General features: G+C 69.6%; 13 protein-coding genes. 7 read left to right on the top strand and 6 right to left on the bottom strand.

The genetic code is table 11. The features are described from left to right. Positions 1-501: 501 nt before the first annotated feature. The gene (locus E8A74_RS49805; protein ID WP_136936251.1) at positions 502-765 is read right to left on the bottom strand and encodes an RNA polymerase sigma factor; all 264 of its coding nucleotides are present in this window, start codon (positions 763-765) and stop codon (positions 502-504) included. 599 nt (positions 766-1,364) lie between these two features. Then, a complete protein-coding gene (locus E8A74_RS49795) occupies positions 1,365-2,063 on the bottom strand; it encodes a hypothetical protein (RefSeq protein ID WP_136936250.1) in 699 nt (232 codons plus the stop codon). Positions 2,064-2,205: 142 nt separating this feature from the next. Here E8A74_RS49795 and E8A74_RS49790 point away from each other — a divergent pair, with 142 nt between their 5' ends. Beyond that, positions 2,206-3,993: a hypothetical protein gene (locus E8A74_RS49790; protein WP_136936249.1), complete on the top strand. Its 1,788-nt coding sequence runs from the start codon at positions 2,206-2,208 to the stop codon at positions 3,991-3,993. A 6-nt stretch (positions 3,994-3,999) separates the two neighbouring features. Here E8A74_RS49790 and E8A74_RS53645 read toward each other — a convergent pair whose 3' ends face one another. Next, on the bottom strand, positions 4,000-4,728 hold the full coding sequence (locus E8A74_RS53645) for a hypothetical protein (protein ID WP_170229991.1): 729 nt from the start codon (positions 4,726-4,728) through the stop codon (positions 4,000-4,002). 65 nt (positions 4,729-4,793) lie between these two features. Between E8A74_RS53645 and E8A74_RS49775 the strand changes: the two genes are divergently transcribed. From E8A74_RS49775 to E8A74_RS49755, 5 genes are all read left to right on the top strand, one after another. Then, on the top strand, positions 4,794-6,275 hold the full coding sequence (locus E8A74_RS49775) for a serine/threonine-protein kinase (RefSeq protein ID WP_136936247.1): 1,482 nt from the start codon (positions 4,794-4,796) through the stop codon (positions 6,273-6,275). 151 nt (positions 6,276-6,426) lie between these two features. Next, a complete protein-coding gene (locus E8A74_RS49770) occupies positions 6,427-9,291 on the top strand; it encodes an efflux RND transporter permease subunit (RefSeq protein WP_136936246.1) in 2,865 nt (954 codons plus the stop codon). Between the two features lie 17 nt (positions 9,292-9,308). Further along, the gene (locus tag E8A74_RS49765) at positions 9,309-10,067 is read left to right on the top strand and encodes an outer membrane lipoprotein-sorting protein (protein ID WP_136936245.1); all 759 of its coding nucleotides are present in this window, start codon (positions 9,309-9,311) and stop codon (positions 10,065-10,067) included. A 99-nt stretch (positions 10,068-10,166) separates the two neighbouring features. Next, a complete protein-coding gene (locus E8A74_RS49760) occupies positions 10,167-11,921 on the top strand; it encodes a DUF1302 domain-containing protein (RefSeq protein WP_136936244.1) in 1,755 nt (584 codons plus the stop codon). A 40-nt stretch (positions 11,922-11,961) separates the two neighbouring features. Then, entirely contained in the window at positions 11,962-13,869 is a 1,908-nt protein-coding gene (locus E8A74_RS49755; RefSeq protein ID WP_211365641.1) for a hypothetical protein, read from the top strand. 19 nt (positions 13,870-13,888) lie between these two features. On the opposite strand, the gene E8A74_RS49750 is transcribed toward E8A74_RS49755, so the two are convergent. From E8A74_RS49750 to E8A74_RS49740, 3 genes are read right to left on the bottom strand one after another with little or no spacing between them, the layout of a single operon-like run. Further along, a complete protein-coding gene (locus E8A74_RS49750; protein WP_136936243.1) occupies positions 13,889-14,848 on the bottom strand; it encodes an oxygenase MpaB family protein in 960 nt (319 codons plus the stop codon). A 59-nt stretch (positions 14,849-14,907) separates the two neighbouring features. After that, entirely contained in the window at positions 14,908-15,705 is a 798-nt protein-coding gene (locus tag E8A74_RS49745) for a hypothetical protein (RefSeq protein ID WP_136936242.1), read from the bottom strand. Continuing rightward, on the bottom strand, positions 15,702-15,941 hold the full coding sequence (locus E8A74_RS49740) for a hypothetical protein (RefSeq protein WP_136936241.1): 240 nt from the start codon (positions 15,939-15,941) through the stop codon (positions 15,702-15,704). Before E8A74_RS49740 ends, E8A74_RS49745 begins: the two co-directional genes overlap by 4 nt. An 88-nt stretch (positions 15,942-16,029) precedes the next feature. Between E8A74_RS49740 and E8A74_RS49735 the strand changes: the two genes are divergently transcribed. Further along, the coding region (locus tag E8A74_RS49735; RefSeq protein ID WP_136936240.1) for a serine/threonine-protein kinase at positions 16,030-17,034 on the top strand (1,005 nt) is incomplete at its 3' end.

Below are 17,034 nucleotides of genomic sequence, written 5' to 3'. Positions count from 1 at the left end.
AAGCCCCCGTCCTACGCGCGGTTTGTCGTCGTGACGAACTTCTCGCCCCAGGGCTCGACACGCGCCGTGACGCCCACCAGGCCGAACTCGTGGTCACGTTTTCCGCGGATTTGGGTGAGCGTCTACAGCGTTGCCCCGGGAATGCGGCGCGGAGCATTCCGTAGGCCTTTTCGAGCGCCGCTCCCGTCAGCGTCTCGGCGTCGGCCCACCCCTCGGCCGCTGTTTCTCGTAGACCTCGCTCGATGCGTTCACGTCGGGTGCTTGCATGTCGTCGGTCCTCTCGGTCCGGGTGGGTGCTACAGGGTGGAAGATTGGCGGGGGAGGCTTGCTGCGCGCGGGCGCCAAGGGTGGAAGGGAGGCCGATGAGGAGGCAGGCGGGAGCGGGAGCGGGAGCGCAAGCGGGAGCGGGAGCGGGAGCGCAAGCGGGAGCGCAAGCGCGAGCGAGAGCGGGAGCGCAAGCGCGAGCGAGAGTGGGAGCGCAAGCGGGAGTGGGAGCGCGAGTCACGCGAGCGCGAACGTCTTCAGGTGCTTCCGGGCGAGGAGCAGGCGGCTGTAGACGGTTTTCGTGTTGATGCCGAGCGAGGAGGCAATTTCCGGAATCGATTGACCTTCCAGGTACGGCAGCACCGCGACGCGGAGGCGGGAGCTGAGTTTCGCCAGGAATCGCTTGAGTCGAAACATGCCGTACGTCGCCTGCAAGAGCGTGTCCGGCGACGTCTGCTCATCTCGGCGTATTGCGAGCGGCGTCGAAGCCGCTTGCACCACGTCATCTTCACCTTGTAGAAGAAGATGTTGATTGACTTCGAGTTGCTACGGATACCGTAGTACCCATAGTGGCCTCGGAGTTTCTCACCAAGTGCCCTCTGCTGCTGGCGGATTTCGTCGTGAAGGTGCTTGCGACACCAGTCACTCACTCGCTTGAGTGCTATCCGGAAGCGGTCCTTTGCTGTCTTGCGCTTCACGGACCACTTTCCAGCGAGTGTCCTCCCCCAGTAGTGCGTGAAGCCCAACAGATCGAATGTCCCGGGCCCGCTCGGCTGGCTGCCGGGCTTGAGCATAACGAGCCCTCCGCCCGACGACCCAATCGCCGGGGCCCCCCGTCCCGCACCGTCGCGCGGAGGCCTCTTCAAGGCTGCGCAGCACCGCGCGGAGTCGCCCGGAGCGCGAAGCGCGAGGACGACGAGCACGGCTTGGCCTTGAAGAGGCCGAGCACGACGGTACGCTCGCCGTCCCCGAGCGGGATCCCCTGCATACCGTTCCCCCCGCGCTTGCGCTCGCGCTTGCGCTTGCGCTCGCGCTTGCGCTCCCGCTCCCGCTCCCGCTCCCGCTCCCGCTCCCGCTCCCGCTCCCGCCCCCGCCCCGCCTCAATACGTTGCCGGCACCTGCGGGAGCTGGCTGAGCCGCGAGGGGCTCTCGTCCGCGAGGTCGTCGAATACCTCCCGGATCAGCGGCACCTTGTCGACACCCGCCAGCACCCCGAGCACCACATGCTTGGCCGACGCGTACGCCCGTTGCCACGTGTTCCACGCCGTGGCGACGTCCGCCGTCATCGAGCGCCGCTCCGAGCGGCCCGCGTGCACCTCGTCGTCGAACGCCGCGAGCGCAGCCCGCGCTTGCTCCACACGGGCCGACCAGGACGCGTGCTCGGGCAGCACATCCTTCATCTTCTCGATCGCCTCGCGCGCGTGCGCGAGCCGCGTGATGAGCTTCGTCGGCGTGCGGCGCACGGCCGTGCTGAGCGATTCTCCCTGCAAGAGGCGCGACGTGAGCATGAAGCCGTCGCGGCAAGCTTCGGCATCGTGGACCAGGCTCCGCAGCGTCTCGCGCGCGGCCTGGACCGCGTCGGGCGCGCCTTCGGCTGCGCGATGCAGGAAGAGCTCGGGGACACCCGCGCGGAGCAAGGCCGCTTCGAGCGACTCGCTGGCCGTGGCCACGCGGCTGGCCATGAGCCGGAGGGTCCCGTCGAGCTCGAGATCGAGCCCGAGCAAAAGCGTGTTGATCTGCGCCGCGGTGAAGCGGCCATAGGCGATGGCCTCGTACGGATCCATGCAGGGGTCGGTCATGGTCGACCTCTCGGTGCTGAATTTTGGGGGGCGAACCTTCCTCCCATTACTGCCAAAAAAGGGCGGGCGTCAATCGGGGCGACGAGGCGCTCACCTCGTGCCCCAGGAGATCGTATATCCTCTCGCAGACGAGCGATTGGCCGTGAGCGAAGACAAACCCGAGGGCGAAGCCACCCCAGCGCAAGCCGAAGCGAAACCCGAGGGCGGCGCGAACCGGCGGCGGAGGTTCGTGATCGGCGCGCTCGGCGCGCTCGGGCTCGCGCTCGCCGCGGCGGGCGTCTGGTTCGGGTTGCCGCGCCTCACGGCGGCGCGCGACGCGAAACGCGCGGGCGCGGCGCTCTTCCGTTGCCTCTTCGGCGAGCCGCCCGCCGCGCGCGAGACGCCGGACGAGCGGCTGCGGAGGATCCTGCTCACGGCCGTTTCGCTGCCCGATCCCGAGCGCCTCTCCACGACGGGCCCAGGATGGCCCGGTCGATGCGCCGCGCACGCCGAGGCGCTCGCGGACGCCGAGCGGCGCAGGGGTCGCGCGGCCTTCGCGCCGCCGCCCGATCTCGCGGCCCGCGTGATCGAAAAGGCGCGGGACATGTATACCCGCACGGATCTCCCGCTCCCGTCGCTCTGGAGCCTGGTCGATCCAGACGGCGGGCCGAGCGAGGTGCCGCTGCCGCCCGCGCCCGCGTCGCCGGCCGACCTCGACGCGCCGAACCTCGCCGAGCGGATCGGGTTCGGCGATCACGCCGCGGACCTCGTTCCGGGACGAACCTTGCGGCTCGTGTTCCGCGGCGATCGGGGCGGTCCGCACACGACGTGCCTGTTCCCCGCGGGCCTCGACGCCGCGTCGTGTGTGCCGCTCGCGCCGCGCGCCCGCCTGCCGCGGCCACACCTCTGGCCCGCGGCCGACGACGAGGGGCCCGGTCTTGTCGCCGATCGAAGCTCGGCGCGATCGACGTTTTACCGGGCAGACACGGGGCAGGCGTTCGGCGAGCCGTACCACGTGGTCGGCGGGTTCTCGACGGCGAAGGAGGTCGTGGGGGTCGTCGAGATGGAGCTCGGCAAGCGCGGCGAGGAGCTCGCGCTCTGGCTCGATCGGAGCGAAGGCACGCGGCGGCTCGATCGCGTGCGGATCGATCCGCCGCCGCGGGTGCGCTTCTCCAGCGTGTTCGTGCTCGGCGACGCGCTCGCGTGGATCGAGCCGCGCGCGGGCAAACCGCACCTCTTGTTGCGGCGGCTCGGCGCCGTCAAAGGTCCGACAGGTCCGATCGAGGACGCCGGCGCGCTCCCGCACGACGCCGTGCACCTCGCCGCGTGCCGCGCGCCGAAGAGCCTCGTGATCCTCGCGCGGGACGGCGCTTCGATGTGGATGACGCGCCGCCAGGATCGCGGCGGCTCTCCGCTCGTACGCGCCGACGAGCTGCCGCGGCCCGCAGGCACGGTCGTGGTCTCCGAGATCGTCACGTGCGACGACGAGGCGGCGCAGGCGACGCTCGTGCTCCGCCGGGGCGACGGCGCGGACACGACCCACGAGGTGCGGCGCGCGTGGTGCAACAAGGACAGTTGCAAGCCGATCGTCCTCGCGCTCGAGGAGCTCTTCCGGGGTCGCGATCCGATGTCGCGCCCGGCGCCGCCGTCGAACGGCGAGAGCCCCGTGCTCGCGGCGTCCTTCGGCGAACGGCTGCTCGTCGTCTGGCGGACGCCGGACGCAGGCGTGCGCGCGCGGATCGCGACGCCTGCGTCGATCACGACCGCACCCGACGTCGTGGTCTACGACGAGGCGAGCCAGGACGTGAACGGCGCGGGGCGGCTGCATGCGATGCGGCTCTTTCCGCGTGGAGACGCGGCCATCTTGCTTCTCCACGCGGTGAGCGGCATCAAGGCGATCCGCATCGGCGCGGACGGGACGGTCCGGCCGATCCAGAGCCCCCCCGGCTGAGCGTGATCAAGGCAGGCGCGTCACCGCCTTGGCGAGCAGCTTTTCGAGCCCCGCGTGATCACACACCGGGCCGACCGTCGTGTCGCCGAGCGTGATCTTCGGGTTGAAGATCTGGACGTCGAAGCGGCCCTTCACGACCTCGACGTTGAAGATCGGGTGCCCGCCCGCGCCCTTCTTCACGTAGCGGCGCGCGACGTCGCCGAGGCCTGAAATCGCCTCGATCCCGCTCACCTCGCCCTCGATGTCCTTGAAGCGGTCCTTGGCCTCGGCGTCACTCGCGTGGCGCACGACGAGCAGGCTCAACGTGCCCGCATCCTTGCTGTTCCAACGACGGCTGCAGGTGGGCTCGGCGCCGACGTCCTCGGTCGGCTGCTTCGCGTCGGCCTCGACCTCGACGCCACACGCGGCCTTGATCTCCTCGGGCGTGAGGACGATGTCGCAGTCGAACGGCGGATCGGGCGGCAGGGCCGGGGGCTCGACGGCCGCGGACGCGGAGGCGCTCGGCGCGGACGCGGGCGCGGCGCTCGCGCGGGGCGTGGGCGCGGGCGTGGGCTTCGGGGCCGGCGTGGCCTTGGGGCTCGCCGAGGCGAGGGACGTAGGAGCGGGCTTTTCGTTCGCGGGCACCTGGGAAACACGGCCCTCCGGCGTGGGAGACGGCTCGTCGCGGCAGCCCGCGACGAGGACGAACGACACGAGGAGGGCGCCTTGGCCCGCGCGAGAGATCAGTGACGGCATGGGCGCCTACTCTAGAACGATTCTTCCCGGAGGACGTCGCCGCGGTGGTACGATGCCACCCACGCATGAAGGCCGGTGACCTGGTCGGCGGCAAGTACCGCCTCGCTCGTAGGCTCGGCCAGGGCGCGATGGGCGTCGTCTGGGAGGCCGTGCACGAGATGACCTCCCGCCGCGTCGCGGTGAAGCTCATCGTGAACGCGACGGACAACCTGCGGCGCCGCCTCCTGCGCGAGGCCCGCGCGGCCGGGCAGATCGCGCACCGGAACGTGGTCGAGGTCTACGACGTCGGCGAGACCGCGGACGAAGATCCCTTCCTCGTCATGCAGCTTCTTTCGGGCGACACGCTCTATGGCTGCGTGAAGCGCGACGGCAGCATGGATGTCGCGCGCGCCTTGCCCATCGCGCGGGACGTCGGACGCGCGCTCACCGCCGCGCACGCGCAGGGGATCATCCATCGGGATCTCAAGCCCGCGAACGTCTTCCTGCACCACGAGGCGGGCGCCCCGGACGAGCTCGTGAAGGTGCTCGATTTCGGCCTCTGCAAGCCGATGGGCGCCGAGGAGATGCTCACCGTGCCCGGGGGCCTGCTCGGATCGCCTGCCTACATGAGCCCCGAGCAGATCGCCGGCGCGCCCGATCTCGATCCGCGCACGGACATCTGGTCGTACGGCGTGCTCATGTTCGAGCTCTTCGCGGGTCAGCGGCCGTTCGCGGGCCGCGGCCCGGATCTGATCCACGCGGTCCTCACGGCCCCGATCCCGCGGCTCCGTGAGGTCGTGCCCAGCATCGATCCGGCGATCGACGAGATCGTCGCCGGGTGCATCGTGCGCGACAAGCGGGCGCGCATCGCGTCGGCGGCCGAGATCGTCGCGCGGCTCGAACCGATCGTCGAGAGAATGCGGAGTGGTGGCGCGCAGGCGTCTTCGGACGACGGCGACGAGGGCGGGCTCGCGGTCACGATGGTGTATCGGCCGGGGGTGACCGGGCCGCCGCCCTCGACGTCGTCGCCGGCGAGCCACAAGGTGGCGAAGACGATCCCGCTCGCGGCGTTCACGGGAAACCCGATGCCAGGCGCGCCGCCTCCGATGAAGGAGATGCCGGGACCGCCGCCCTCGTATCCGCAGGGCGTACCGCCTTCGCAGCCCGAGCCGCAGATGAACGTCCCACGGAGCGCCATGCCGAGCGGCTGGTCCGGCGGACCGCCGGTGGGAGCGCCGCCGCAAGCCGCGCCGCTCGGGATGGCGAGCCCGCAAGGAACGATGCCGCTCCAGGGTTTGCCCGAGGCGCAAAGGGCGGCGTGGGGCGGGCCGAATCCGCAGGCGCCGCCGCAGCCGAACTGGCAGGCCATGACCGGTCAGAATCAGGCCGCCATGCCCTATCCGCCCGCGCCACCGGCGGCGCCCGAACGACGCTGGATCGGCTTCGTGATCCTCGCGATCGGCGTCCTCGCGCTCGTGGGCGTGCTGGCGGTCATCGGTTTGTTCGCGCGGCGCTCGCCTGCGCCGTCTGCGCCCCAGGCGCCCTCGGCCGCACCGGCATCCCGCTGACACTTGCATTGCGATAGCAGCGCGAGAACACCGCATTGCATCCACCACGCGGCGCGCCTTCGATGGGCACGTCCTGGGCGTCTGCGCGCTTGACATCGCCCTTTGGCTTCGGTTTGCTCCGCGGCCGTCCCGAAGTCAGGAACTCCTCTGCATGCAAGCTTTCGCACAGTTCATCGTTCGTCGAACGACGGCGTGGGCCATCGTCCTCGTGGTCCTCTTGCTCTCGCTGGCGAGCTTGTTTTTTGCGTCTCGGGTCGATCGCGACGACGACGTGCTTTCGTTCCTGCCGCGTGAAAACCCGGAGGTGGGCGTCTTCTACGACGTGAGCAAGCGATTCGGCAGCCTCGACATCGCGCTCGTCGGAATCAGCACGGACGACGCGCTCGCCCCCGAATTCCTCACGCGCCTTCGGGACCTGACGAAACGTCTGAACGAGACGGACGGCGTCGGCTACGCGATGACGCTGACGAACATGGACGATTTCGTGGCGGATCCGCAGAAGGGCGGCATCACGAACGATTACCTCGTCGGCAAGATCCCCGAGACGCCCGAGGAGCGGGCGGCGCTGCGCGAGAAGGTGTTTTCGCGGGATCACGTGGTGGGCAACCTGATCTCGGAGGACGGAAAGGCCACGCTCCTCTATTGCTTCGCGGGCTACGGGGCCGACCCGAAGGTCGTGGCGCAAAAGGTCCGCGCCGCGGTGGAAGAGGCATTTCCGCGCGAGGCGAAATACTGGGGCGGCGCGCCGTTCATTTCGACGTACATCTACGACGTCACGCAGGAGGACATGCGAAAGCTCGCGCCGTGGGCGGTCCTGGTCATCGTGCTCATCACGGTGCTCTCGTTCCGCGACTTCATCGGCGCCGGCCTCGCGCTGCTCTCCACGGGCCTCGGAATCGTGATGTCCCTCGGGCTCATGGGCGCGCTCGGCGTGTCGGTGAACGTCGTGCTCGGCTCGCTCCCGGTCATTCTGTTCGCCCTCGGCAGCGCGTATGCCGTGCACATCCTCGCCCGGTATTACCCCGTGGCCCACGAGCAAAAGGATCCGGCGACGGCCCTCGTCCAGACGCTCTGCGAGCTCGGTCCGCCGGTCATCGCCAGCGGCCTGACGACGGTGGTGGGCCTTTTGTCCTTCCTCGTCATGGACATCGCGCCGCTGCGCACGTTCGGCATTTTCACGGCGCTCGGCATCCTGATCACCCTGATCCTCTCGCTCACGTTCGTGCCCGCGGTGATTTACCTCGTGCGGCTGAAAGGAAAGCCGGCCGAGGCGCAGGGGCCCGCGCGTTTCCACGTGTGGCTCGCGACGCTGCCGCAGCGGCGGCGGGTGGCCCTCGGCGCGGCGCTCGCGGCCCTGACGATCACGAGCGGCATCTACGTCGGCAAGCTCGACAGCCGCATGGACAACGCGGCGTTCTTCTCGAAGAACAGCCCGCCCGATCAGGCCGAGACGTTCCTGCGCGACCATTTCGGCGGCTCGCTCTTCCTGCAGATCCAGGTCGAGGGCGACATGACCGACCCGGTCGTCCTGCGCGAGCTCCGGGTCCTCGCCGATCGCATCGCGCTCTTGCCCCACGTGAGCTCGGTCAACCACGTGGGCGCCGTGGTCGCGCAGCTCAACGAGGCGATGGAAGGCGACCGGCGCATCCCGGACACGGCCGCCAAGGTGAAGCTGCTCTACGGCTTCATGGAAGGGAAAAAGGCGGTCACGCAGCTCGTCACGGACGACCGGCAACGGGCGCTGTTGCAGGTCAAGCTCGACACGAACCTCGCCGCCGAGACGGAGCCGCTGATCGAGCAGATCCGCGCGGTCACGGGCACGGCGATCGCCGCGCAGTACACGGTGGCCGAGGCGAAGGGGCCCCGGAAGGACGAGGCCCTGGCGCGGGCGCGGACGATCGCGACGAGCCGCATCGCCGCCATCGGCCGTCAATACGGAGTTTCCTTGCCCGAGGAGACGAAGCTCGTCGAGCACCTCGGGGCGGGGAAGGCGCCCGACGCGTCCGAGCCCGTGAAGGCGGCGCTCGCGCGGTTCCTCGGCTCCGAGGAGTGCAGCGTGGAGCTCGAGAGCCCCGAGGCGATCGACAAGGTCGCGCGCGCGCTCACGGCGCTCGGCCCGCGACCGGAAGCGGCGAAGCTCCCGGAGACGATCGCACAAGCCCTCGACAAACCCGTGACCGACACGCTCGTGACCGACCTCGCCGATACGGTCGATCGGCCCCTGGACGAGATCTGGCGTCGGAGCGAGGCGATGGCGCGGGCGAAGGAGCTCGTCGCCGCGATGAAGATCACGCCGCCCGAGGGTCCGAAGAGCGAGCGGTTTCATACGGCGATCGCGATGGCGCTGCTCGACCTCGACGTCCCGTCCGTCGCGCTCCCGGCGGCCGCGGGGGAGGCGGCGCAGAAGCTCGGCGTCTCGGTGACGGGCCTGCCCGTGATGCACGCGGGCCTGTCGCGGAGCGTCGAGTCGAACCAGTGGAAGAGCCTGTTTTTCGCGCTCGGCTGCGTGCTCCTCATCATGGCTGCGCTCTTCCGATCGTTCTGGAGCGGCCTGCTCGGCATCCTGCCGATCATGCTGACGATGGCGGTGATCTACGGCGGGATGGGCCTGCTCGACGTGCGGCTCGACATCGGCACGTCGATGCTGGCGAGCTTGATCATCGGGGCCGGCGTGGACTATGCGGTGCACCTGATGGTCGCCTGGAGCGCGCCGGACAAATCCTCGCTGACGGAGGCGGCCACGGCGGCCGCGCGGCAAACGGGCCCCGCGATCTGGATGAACGCGCTGATGGTCGCGGCCGGCTTTTTCGTGCTCACCCTCGGCGACGCGCGTCCCCTGCAGAACGTCGGGGGCCTGACAGCCGCGGCGATGATCACGGCCGCCCTCGCGACCCTGCTGGTGATCCCTCTCTTCGCCCGCAAAACGCGCTACTACGGCGATGGATCTAGAATAGCTCCCGCCGTCCCTTCGTCCGAGGCGTCGGACGCAGTTCTCGACACGAGCACGAGCCCCTGAACGTAACGAGGTTCGAGATGAGCAGAATCTTCCGTAGTTGGCTTTCCGCCTCCGCCCCCCTCCTCGCCGCCGCCTTGCTCTGGGCGGGTCACGCGAACGCCGATCCCCCGGGCGACAAGGCCTTGAAGGGGATGGACGAGGCGATGAACCGCGCCAAGACCCAGTACTACGAGTACGAGGTCGTGAACCAAGAGCCCGGCAAGCCCGAGAAGAAGATGGCGCTCAAGGTCTGGATGAAGGGCGAAAAGCGCCTCACGGAGTTCACCGCTCCGGCCGACATGAAGGGGACCAAGGTCCTCATCCTCTCGCCCACGCAGATGTACGTGTACCTGCCGGCGTTCGGGAAGATCCGCCGCATCGCGAGCCACGTGACCGACCAGGGCTTCATGGGCCTCGCCTTCAGCCAGGACGACCTCGCAAACCAGAGCTACGCGCCGCTCTACGACGCCCAGGTCGCCTCCGACGCGGCCGCCGAGATGAAGCTCGTGGCCACGGCGAAGTCGGGGCAAACGGTCCCCCACGGCAAGATCGAGTTCAAGATCGCGAAGGACAAGAACCTGCCGACGGAGATCAAGTACTTCAACGCGGCGGGCAACCACGTGAAGACCGAGACGCGCGCGACCTACGACTGTCAGGGTAATGTCTGCAGCCCGCAGGAGCTGAAGATGGTCGACCACACGAAGGGCGGCCACTGGACGAAGATGGTGCGCAAGGCGTGGAAGGTGAACGAGGAGATGAGCGACGACCTCTTCTCGAAGCGCAGCCTCGAAAAGTAGATTTCGCCTCGCCCGAGATAGAGTAGATACGCGCGCCGCCCCTCCCGCTCGACGGGACGGGCGGCGCGACGTTTTTCAGGACCCGAGGTCAAAAGAAGCATGTACCGCCACGTTCGTCGGGGCAGCGCGACCGTCTGCGCCCTCGCCCTCCTGCTCGGCACAGCAAGCGCCCAGGCCGACGAGCTCGAGCTCGACTGGAGCGGCCGCATCCAGAGCGATCTGCGCTTCCGCATGCAGCCCGTGGGCGTGGGCGAATGGTATTCGCGGCAGGAGCTGCCGGCGGGCGTCGAGCGCAACTGGAATACGCTCGGCCTGAAGCTCGAAGCGAATTACGGGCGGTTCCACGGCGTCGCGGCGGTCGATTTCGTGTGGAGCGGGGTTCCCGAGCGAATGACGGCCATCGGCGACCTCTCGCGGGTCGAGAAGGCCGAGCCGTACCGCCTCGAAGCGCGCTCGATCTACATGGAGGCCGAGGGGATCTTCGTGAAGGGGCTCGATCTGCGCATTGGCCAGCAGGTCGTCTCCTGGGGCGTCGGGGATCAGTTCAACCCGACGAACAACTTGAACCCCGACGATCTGCGGGATCCGCTGCTCTTCGGCCGGCAGGTCGCCAATTTCATGGTGAAGGCCGATTACTGGATCAACGAGGACTGGTCGATCTCCGGCGTGCTCGTGCCGCTCTTCAAGCCCGCGATGCTGCCGCTCTCGGGCTCGCTCGCGGTGGCGCAGCTCGACCGATTGCCGTTCGTCTCGGATTCGCTGCGGCAGCGCGTGGTCGCCGAGCAGGCCGCGGCGCAGACGCTCTTCGGGCATCCGACGATCATCGGCAACGTGACGCCCGTGCTGCCCGAGCCGACGTTCGACAACATGCAGGTCGCCTACCGGATCGCGGGCACGATCAAGGAGCACGACGTCGCGCTCTCGTATTACAACGGCCGCACGGATTTCCCGCAGCCACGGAGCAACCACACGCGCCAGGCGCTCGGTCGGCGCTGCAACCCGAGCGATACGAACGATTGCGTCGAAGGGCTCTTGCTCACGGACGTGACGCTCGAGTATCCGCGGATGCACGTCTACGGGCTGAACGTGACGGGCGAGGTGAACCCGTTCTCGTGGATCTCGGAGGAGATCAACGGGCTCGGGTATCGCTTCGAAGGCGCGCTCGTGGTGCCGCAGAGCCAGTCGATCCGGCTGACGAACGACGCGCTCGCGCTGGGGATCCCGCAGGCCGCCGGCGAATACGATTACGACGGCGACGGGCAGCCCGGCGGCCCCGGCGGGCGGGAGCCGCTCGTCGTGGACAACACGCCGTTCTTGAAATGGGTGCTCGGCCTCGATTACACGTTCGGGGAGCACGTGTACGTGAACGCGATGTGGGTGCACGGGCTCGTGGACGAGTACGGCGCGGGCGACTGGATCAAGGAAGGGTATACGGTCCGGCAGAGCGGCGTGATCGAGGGGTCGAATGTGCTCGCGTGCGCGCTCTCGAAGAACGGCCAGACGTGCTCGCGGGAGATCCTGCGGCCGCGGCTCGGCGATTACGTGGTGCTGGGCGCCGATTTCAAGTTCGCGAACCAGGCGGGCATGTTCCGGCTGTTCACGATCCTCGACGCGACGCCGCTCGTGGAGGACACGTGGGACGACGAGCAAGGGAAACGCGTGCAGAGGAAGATCTCGCCGCTCAGCGCCGAGGGGTTCTCGATGGTGATCTTCCCCGAGCTCGATTACAACTTCGGCAATGGGCTGGAGCTGGCGGCCGGGGCCCTGCTCCAGCTCGGCAAGCCCTACACGAAGTTCGGCTCCCCGGAGACGGGCGGGTCGACCGTGTTCACCCGCGCGAAATACAGCTTCTAGGTTATTGCTTCCCGACTTTCCGCCGCGGTAAGTGTCGGCCATGCTGCGGCTTCGGGCCTTCTTCCTGCTCGCGGCGCTCGCCGGTTGTGGCGAGCCCGGTGGGCGCGCCTCGCCCCTCACGGCAGCCCGCGGGCTCGCCGGGACGGCGCTGCCCGTGGCCTCGGCCGCGGCGTTCGTTCCGACGAACGATCCGCCTCTGGTGATCGATTCGTGCACGGACACGCCCGCGTTCGCGATCTTCGTCTCGCCGCGCAAACCGCGCCCCGGGCAGCCGCTGCGGATCCTCGCGGTCGCCGATGAAGCGAGCGCGGGGGCGCTCGTCGTTCTGGATGAGAGCGGAAAAACGGTGGTCCGCGCGGACGAGCGGCGCGGCGCAGGACCGTACTTCTGGAACACGACCGTGCCCGCGCCCGAGGCGAGGACGCTGCGTGTGGTGCTCGCCGAGGCGCAGGCGGCGCGCGCGTGCAAGGACGTGACGATCGACGACACGGAGGAGCCGCCGCGGGCCGCGCGCGGGATGTGGCCGCTCTCCGGGGCATGGGGGAAGGCGACGGAGAACCTGTACGCGGCGTGGATCGAGGCGCTCTTCGACGCGCCGCTCGGCGAGTCGCTCACGTTCCCGGCGCTGCACGAGGCGCTCCGGGATCCGAAGCGGAATTTGCTGCACGACCACCTCGGCCGCGGCGAGGACGATGCCGGGCCCGACGCGCCGGTGCTCGATCCGGACTGCGCGGATCTGCCCTACGCGCTCAGGGCTTATTTTGCGTTCAAAATGGGGCTGCCGTTCGCGTACTCGTCGTGCACGCGCGGCGGCGGCGGGCGCGCGCCGTTCTGCAAGCGGCCGCGGACGAGCCTCGAATGGCCGCGGCACGCGCGCACGGATCCGATGGCGGGCTTCGCGGAGTTCGTGCGCACGACGCTGGCGGACACGGTGCACTCGGGGACGGGTCGAACCGCAGGCGACGACGACGAGACCGATTTTTATCCCGTTCGTCTCGACGAACGATCCCTCCGGCCGGGGACGATCTACGCGGATCCGTACGGGCACGTGCTCGTCGTGGTGAAACGCGTGCCCCAGACGAGCGAGCGGGCGGGGATGCTGCTCGCGGTGGACGGGCAGCCGGATGGGACGGTTGCGCGGCGTCGGTACTGGCGGGGGAACTTTCTCTTCGCGCTCGATCCTTCGCTCGGCGGCCCAGGCTTCAAGCGGTTCCGTCCGCTCGTGGTGGAGCGCGGGGCGCTGCGCGCGCTGTCGAACCAGGAGATCGCCGCGCACCCGGATCACGGCGATCACGCGATGGAGCAGTACGAGCACGGCGTGGAGGGGTTTTACGATCGGGTCGACGACGTGCTCTCGCCGCTGCCGCTCGATCCGACACGCGCGCTGATCGAGACGATCGACGCGCTGGAAGAGCAGGTGAAGGGGCGCGTCGTGTCCGTGGAGAACGGGCGAAAATACCGGCAAGACGGCGGTAAATCGGTGGAGATGCCCGACGAGGCGAGCATCTTCCAGACGGTGGGGCCGTGGGAGGATTTCTCCACGCCGTCGCGCGATCTGCGCTTGCTCGTGGCGATCGACGTGGCCCGCGCGCTACCGGCGCGCGTCGAGCGGAGGCCGGAGCGATACGCGATGCCGTCGGGGAAGACAGCGGCAGAGGTGCGCGCGGAGCTCGACGCGACGCTCGCGCGCGAGCTCGAAGCGCGGCGATTTTCGTACGTGCGGAGTGACGGGGCGTCGTTTTCGCTTTCGCTCGCGGACGTGGTTTCGCGGGCCGAGTCGCTGGAGGTCGGATACAACCCGAACGACTGCCCCGAGGTGCGCTGGGGCGCGAAGGAAGGCACGGACGAGGCGTCGACGTGCAAGATGCGGGCGCCGTGGAAGCAGCTCTCGCGCATGCGCAAGGTGCGCGCGTGGTTCAAGGAGCGGCGGCGGCCGGCGCGGGGGTAGAGCTGCGTCCCCCTCGGGACTAAAGCACTGCGGCGCGGCTCATGCGCAGCAGGAGCTTGAGCAGGAAGGGGCGGCCGGTGTCGGGCTCCCGGACGTAGGCGTCGCCGGACGCGAGGCGGCGCTCGGCCGCGGTGTAGGCGGGGACGTGGCGGAGCCGGGCGGGGATGCGGGGATAGGCGCGGCGGATCGCGAGGATCGAGGTCTCCACGCGCGCCTGTTCGCGCGGCCCGAACGAGAAGCCGAACCCTTCCCGCAGCGGCTCGGGCAGGAGCGACGCCGTCACCAGGGTGTACCAGCGCCAGGCGAGGCCGAGCGCGGGGTGCGGCGGCGCGAGGAGGTAATCCGCGAGCTCGCGCGCGGGCGGCGTGACGACGATCGCGCCCGAACGGACCGTGTCGTCGAAGGAGCGCTCGAACGCGGCGAACGAGGGCGGCAGGTCGTCCTCTTCGAGCCCGAAGAGGAGCGCGAAGCGCCGCGACTCGGCGTAATAGTCGTCCTTCTCGTGCTCTTCGAGCGGATCGATGACGAGCTCGTAGGCGCGCACCGCGTTGATGATCAAGGTCGTGAAGACCCAGCGCAGCGCGCCCTTGTCGTTCGCCTGGTAACGCGCGCCCGCGGACCACGATCCGGCCGGTAAGGGCATCACGCCGGTCACGCGCTCGTGGATCGCGTGGACGGCCCGCGCCGAGCGGAGGGCGCGATCGAGCGGGCCGAAGATCATCGCGTAGACGTTCTCGAAGGTGCGCAGGAAGCGGCCGAAGGTGTCCTCGCGCGTGACCGAGTGCTCGGCGACGCCGTGCGCGACGAAGGGGTGCGCGAGCTGCTGGAGCGCGGCCGCGCCGCCGGCGAGGAAGACGACACCTTCTCGCGCGATGTGCCAGGTCCGGCTCGTGGGGCCGAACAGGCCCACGCGTGGCTCGACGACTGAGCCCTTCACGAGGTCGAGGCAACGCTCGAGATCTGCCCTCGTCACCGTCATGAGTACCCTCCCCCACGTGATGCGGCCGGAGGCGGGCGGACGCTAGTCTTTTCCGAGGGCTACCGTCGGTCTTCGAAAGGCTTGCAGCCGATGGCCGCCCCGGTCGCTCGCGCCTCCGTTCGCGCGGTATCGAGCGCCTCGGTGAGCCGCTTGCGGTTCACCGGCGGGAGGGAGGTGTCGGCGAGATCGGACCGGAGCCGCGCGGCGAGCTCGAGCTGGAGATCGTAGGTCTTCTGCAGCTCGCGCGCGAGCTGATCCCGATCCTTGCCCCGCGCGCTCTCCGCCCTCGTCTTGCCGAGCGCGATCTCCGTGAAGAGCGCGGAGGTGTCGCGCGGCGGATGGTAGACGTAGAGGCCCTGGCATCGATCGGCGCGCGGCCCGATGAGCACGTGCGCTTGCCGGCCTCCGGCGCGCTTGCGACGCTCGTCCTGATCGCCGAGGAACGCGAACTTGTAGTTGCGCACCGAGACCCCGACGACGGAGCTGTAGCCGGGCCCGTCGGCGTCCGCCTGGCTCGGCAGCTCGATCCCGACGAAGGCCTTCTCCAGGCACGCGCGGAACGGGCCGGTGTCTCGCTCGCTTCGGCTCTCGCCCGTCGGATCGAGCGCGGTGATGCGCGCGCTCTCGATGACCTCCGAGCCCGAGATTTCGAGGTCGATCGTGGCCATGTACTCGCCCTGGAAGCCGGACGCCTCGTACTCCTGCTCCCAGCACGCCACGACGGGCCGGAGGTGCCCCGGCGTCGCCGCGGCGACGAGCTCCGCGGCGAGCTTCTGCGGCGAGGCGCAGCCGACGAGCCCGCTCACGAGTGCGACGAACGCGGCCATGACGGGCGTGCGCGCGAGCACGCGGCTCACGGGGCACGCCCTTCCTTCTTCGCGCCGCCGCCTTCCGCGAGAATCGTGCTTTGGATGACGCCGTAGTCGGGGTACTGCCGGGTCGCCTCGCGAACGCCGATGTAGCGGATCGTTGTGGCCGCGTTGCGATCGTCGTAATGCTTGGCCATGTCGAGCTCGCGCTGGCACCCGAGCAGGGCAAGCGAAAGAAGCCACGTGGGCCATGTCGACCGAGGAAAGCGACCACGCAGGCCCATGACGCGGCGACCGTAGCAGATTTTCCCACGAGCGAACGAGCGTCGTCGTAGACGACGGGTCGCTCCGGCAACTAGGCTGAGGACTCCGGTGGAAACGCTTGCGGATCGGATTGCACGTGACGGCCCGTTGAACGAGCTCGACGCCGTCGGCTGGACCATCCGGCTCACGAAGAAGCTCGAAGCGCTGCATTCGCGCGGGCAGGCGCACGGCGGCGTGTCGCCCGCGGCCGTCAAGACGGCGGCCGTGTCGCGCACCTCGCTCGGGATGCTCGTCGCAGGCCCCTCCGCGCCGAACCGAGCCGACTTCCACTCGCCGGAGCGGGTCCTCAAAGGGACCAAGGCGCTCGCCGACGACACGTGGGCCGCCGCCGCGACGCTCTACACGCTCCTCACGGGCGCGAGCCCCTTCCACGCGAGCGACGAGGACGGCATCCGGCAGAAGATCGTCTCGACGTCCCCCGCGCCGCTCTCGTCGTTCGACGTCGGCGACGATGATCTGCAGCACATCCTCGATGCCGCGTTCGAGCGCGATGCGAGTCGCCGCGCCTCGACGATCACCGCGCTCCGGCAAGCGCTCGAGTCGTGGCACCCGGATTCGACGGTGAAGGATCTGCCCGCGCTCGCCGACGATCAGCCGGAGGACGACGACGAGGACGACGCACGCACGGTCATGCGGCAGATGCCCGCGATGCAGGCCGTGGCGCGCGCGGCGATGGCGAAGCGCGAGGCGGGCCCGGCGTCGTCCCCGCGCGCCTCCGCGCAGACGGTGCCCAACATGCCGGCGGTCACCGCGCTCGCAGCCGCGACGGTGCCCGGCGCGCCGCTGCCGAGGGCGCACGATCTCCTGGAAGACGACGAGAACGCGAAGACGTCGCTCATGAAGGTGCCAATGGTGCCGGGGCGAAAGCCGGCGCCCTCCGGGGCGAACCTCGCACCCGCCGCGGCCGCCGGACCGGCCTCCACGAGGGGGCCCGCGTCGGCCGGCGTGCGTCCGGTCGTACCGCAGCCAGGCCCGGCGTTCGGCATGATGGGTCGCGCGGCCGGAGGCCCCGCTGCGCGCGCGGCCGTGCGCCCCGCCGCCGGCGCGCGCCCC

The organism is Polyangium fumosum, assembly GCF_005144585.1.
Taxonomy (GTDB): Bacteria; Myxococcota_A; Polyangia; order Polyangiales; family Polyangiaceae; genus Polyangium; species Polyangium fumosum.
Note: the sequence above shows the minus strand (reverse complement) of the source record. Positions and strands in the feature narration are given on the sequence as shown.

What these genes read in the sequence shown, in the direction of transcription:
- E8A74_RS49795 (WP_136936250.1), bottom strand. Translation starts at nt 2,063, where the DNA reads ATGACCGACCCCTGCATGGATCCGTACGAGGCCATCGCCTATGGCCGC.
- E8A74_RS53645 (WP_170229991.1), bottom strand. Translation starts at nt 4,728, where the DNA reads ATGCCGTCACTGATCTCTCGCGCGGGCCAAGGCGCCCTCCTCGTGTCG.
- E8A74_RS49775 (WP_136936247.1), top strand. Translation starts at nt 4,794, where the DNA reads ATGAAGGCCGGTGACCTGGTCGGCGGCAAGTACCGCCTCGCTCGTAGG.
- E8A74_RS49770 (WP_136936246.1), top strand. Translation starts at nt 6,427, where the DNA reads ATGCAAGCTTTCGCACAGTTCATCGTTCGTCGAACGACGGCGTGGGCC.
- E8A74_RS49765 (WP_136936245.1), top strand. Translation starts at nt 9,309, where the DNA reads ATGAGCAGAATCTTCCGTAGTTGGCTTTCCGCCTCCGCCCCCCTCCTC.
- E8A74_RS49760 (WP_136936244.1), top strand. Translation starts at nt 10,167, where the DNA reads ATGTACCGCCACGTTCGTCGGGGCAGCGCGACCGTCTGCGCCCTCGCC.
- E8A74_RS49755 (WP_211365641.1), top strand. Translation starts at nt 11,962, where the DNA reads ATGCTGCGGCTTCGGGCCTTCTTCCTGCTCGCGGCGCTCGCCGGTTGT.
- E8A74_RS49750 (WP_136936243.1), bottom strand. Translation starts at nt 14,848, where the DNA reads ATGACGGTGACGAGGGCAGATCTCGAGCGTTGCCTCGACCTCGTGAAG.
- E8A74_RS49740 (WP_136936241.1), bottom strand. Translation starts at nt 15,941, where the DNA reads ATGGGCCTGCGTGGTCGCTTTCCTCGGTCGACATGGCCCACGTGGCTT.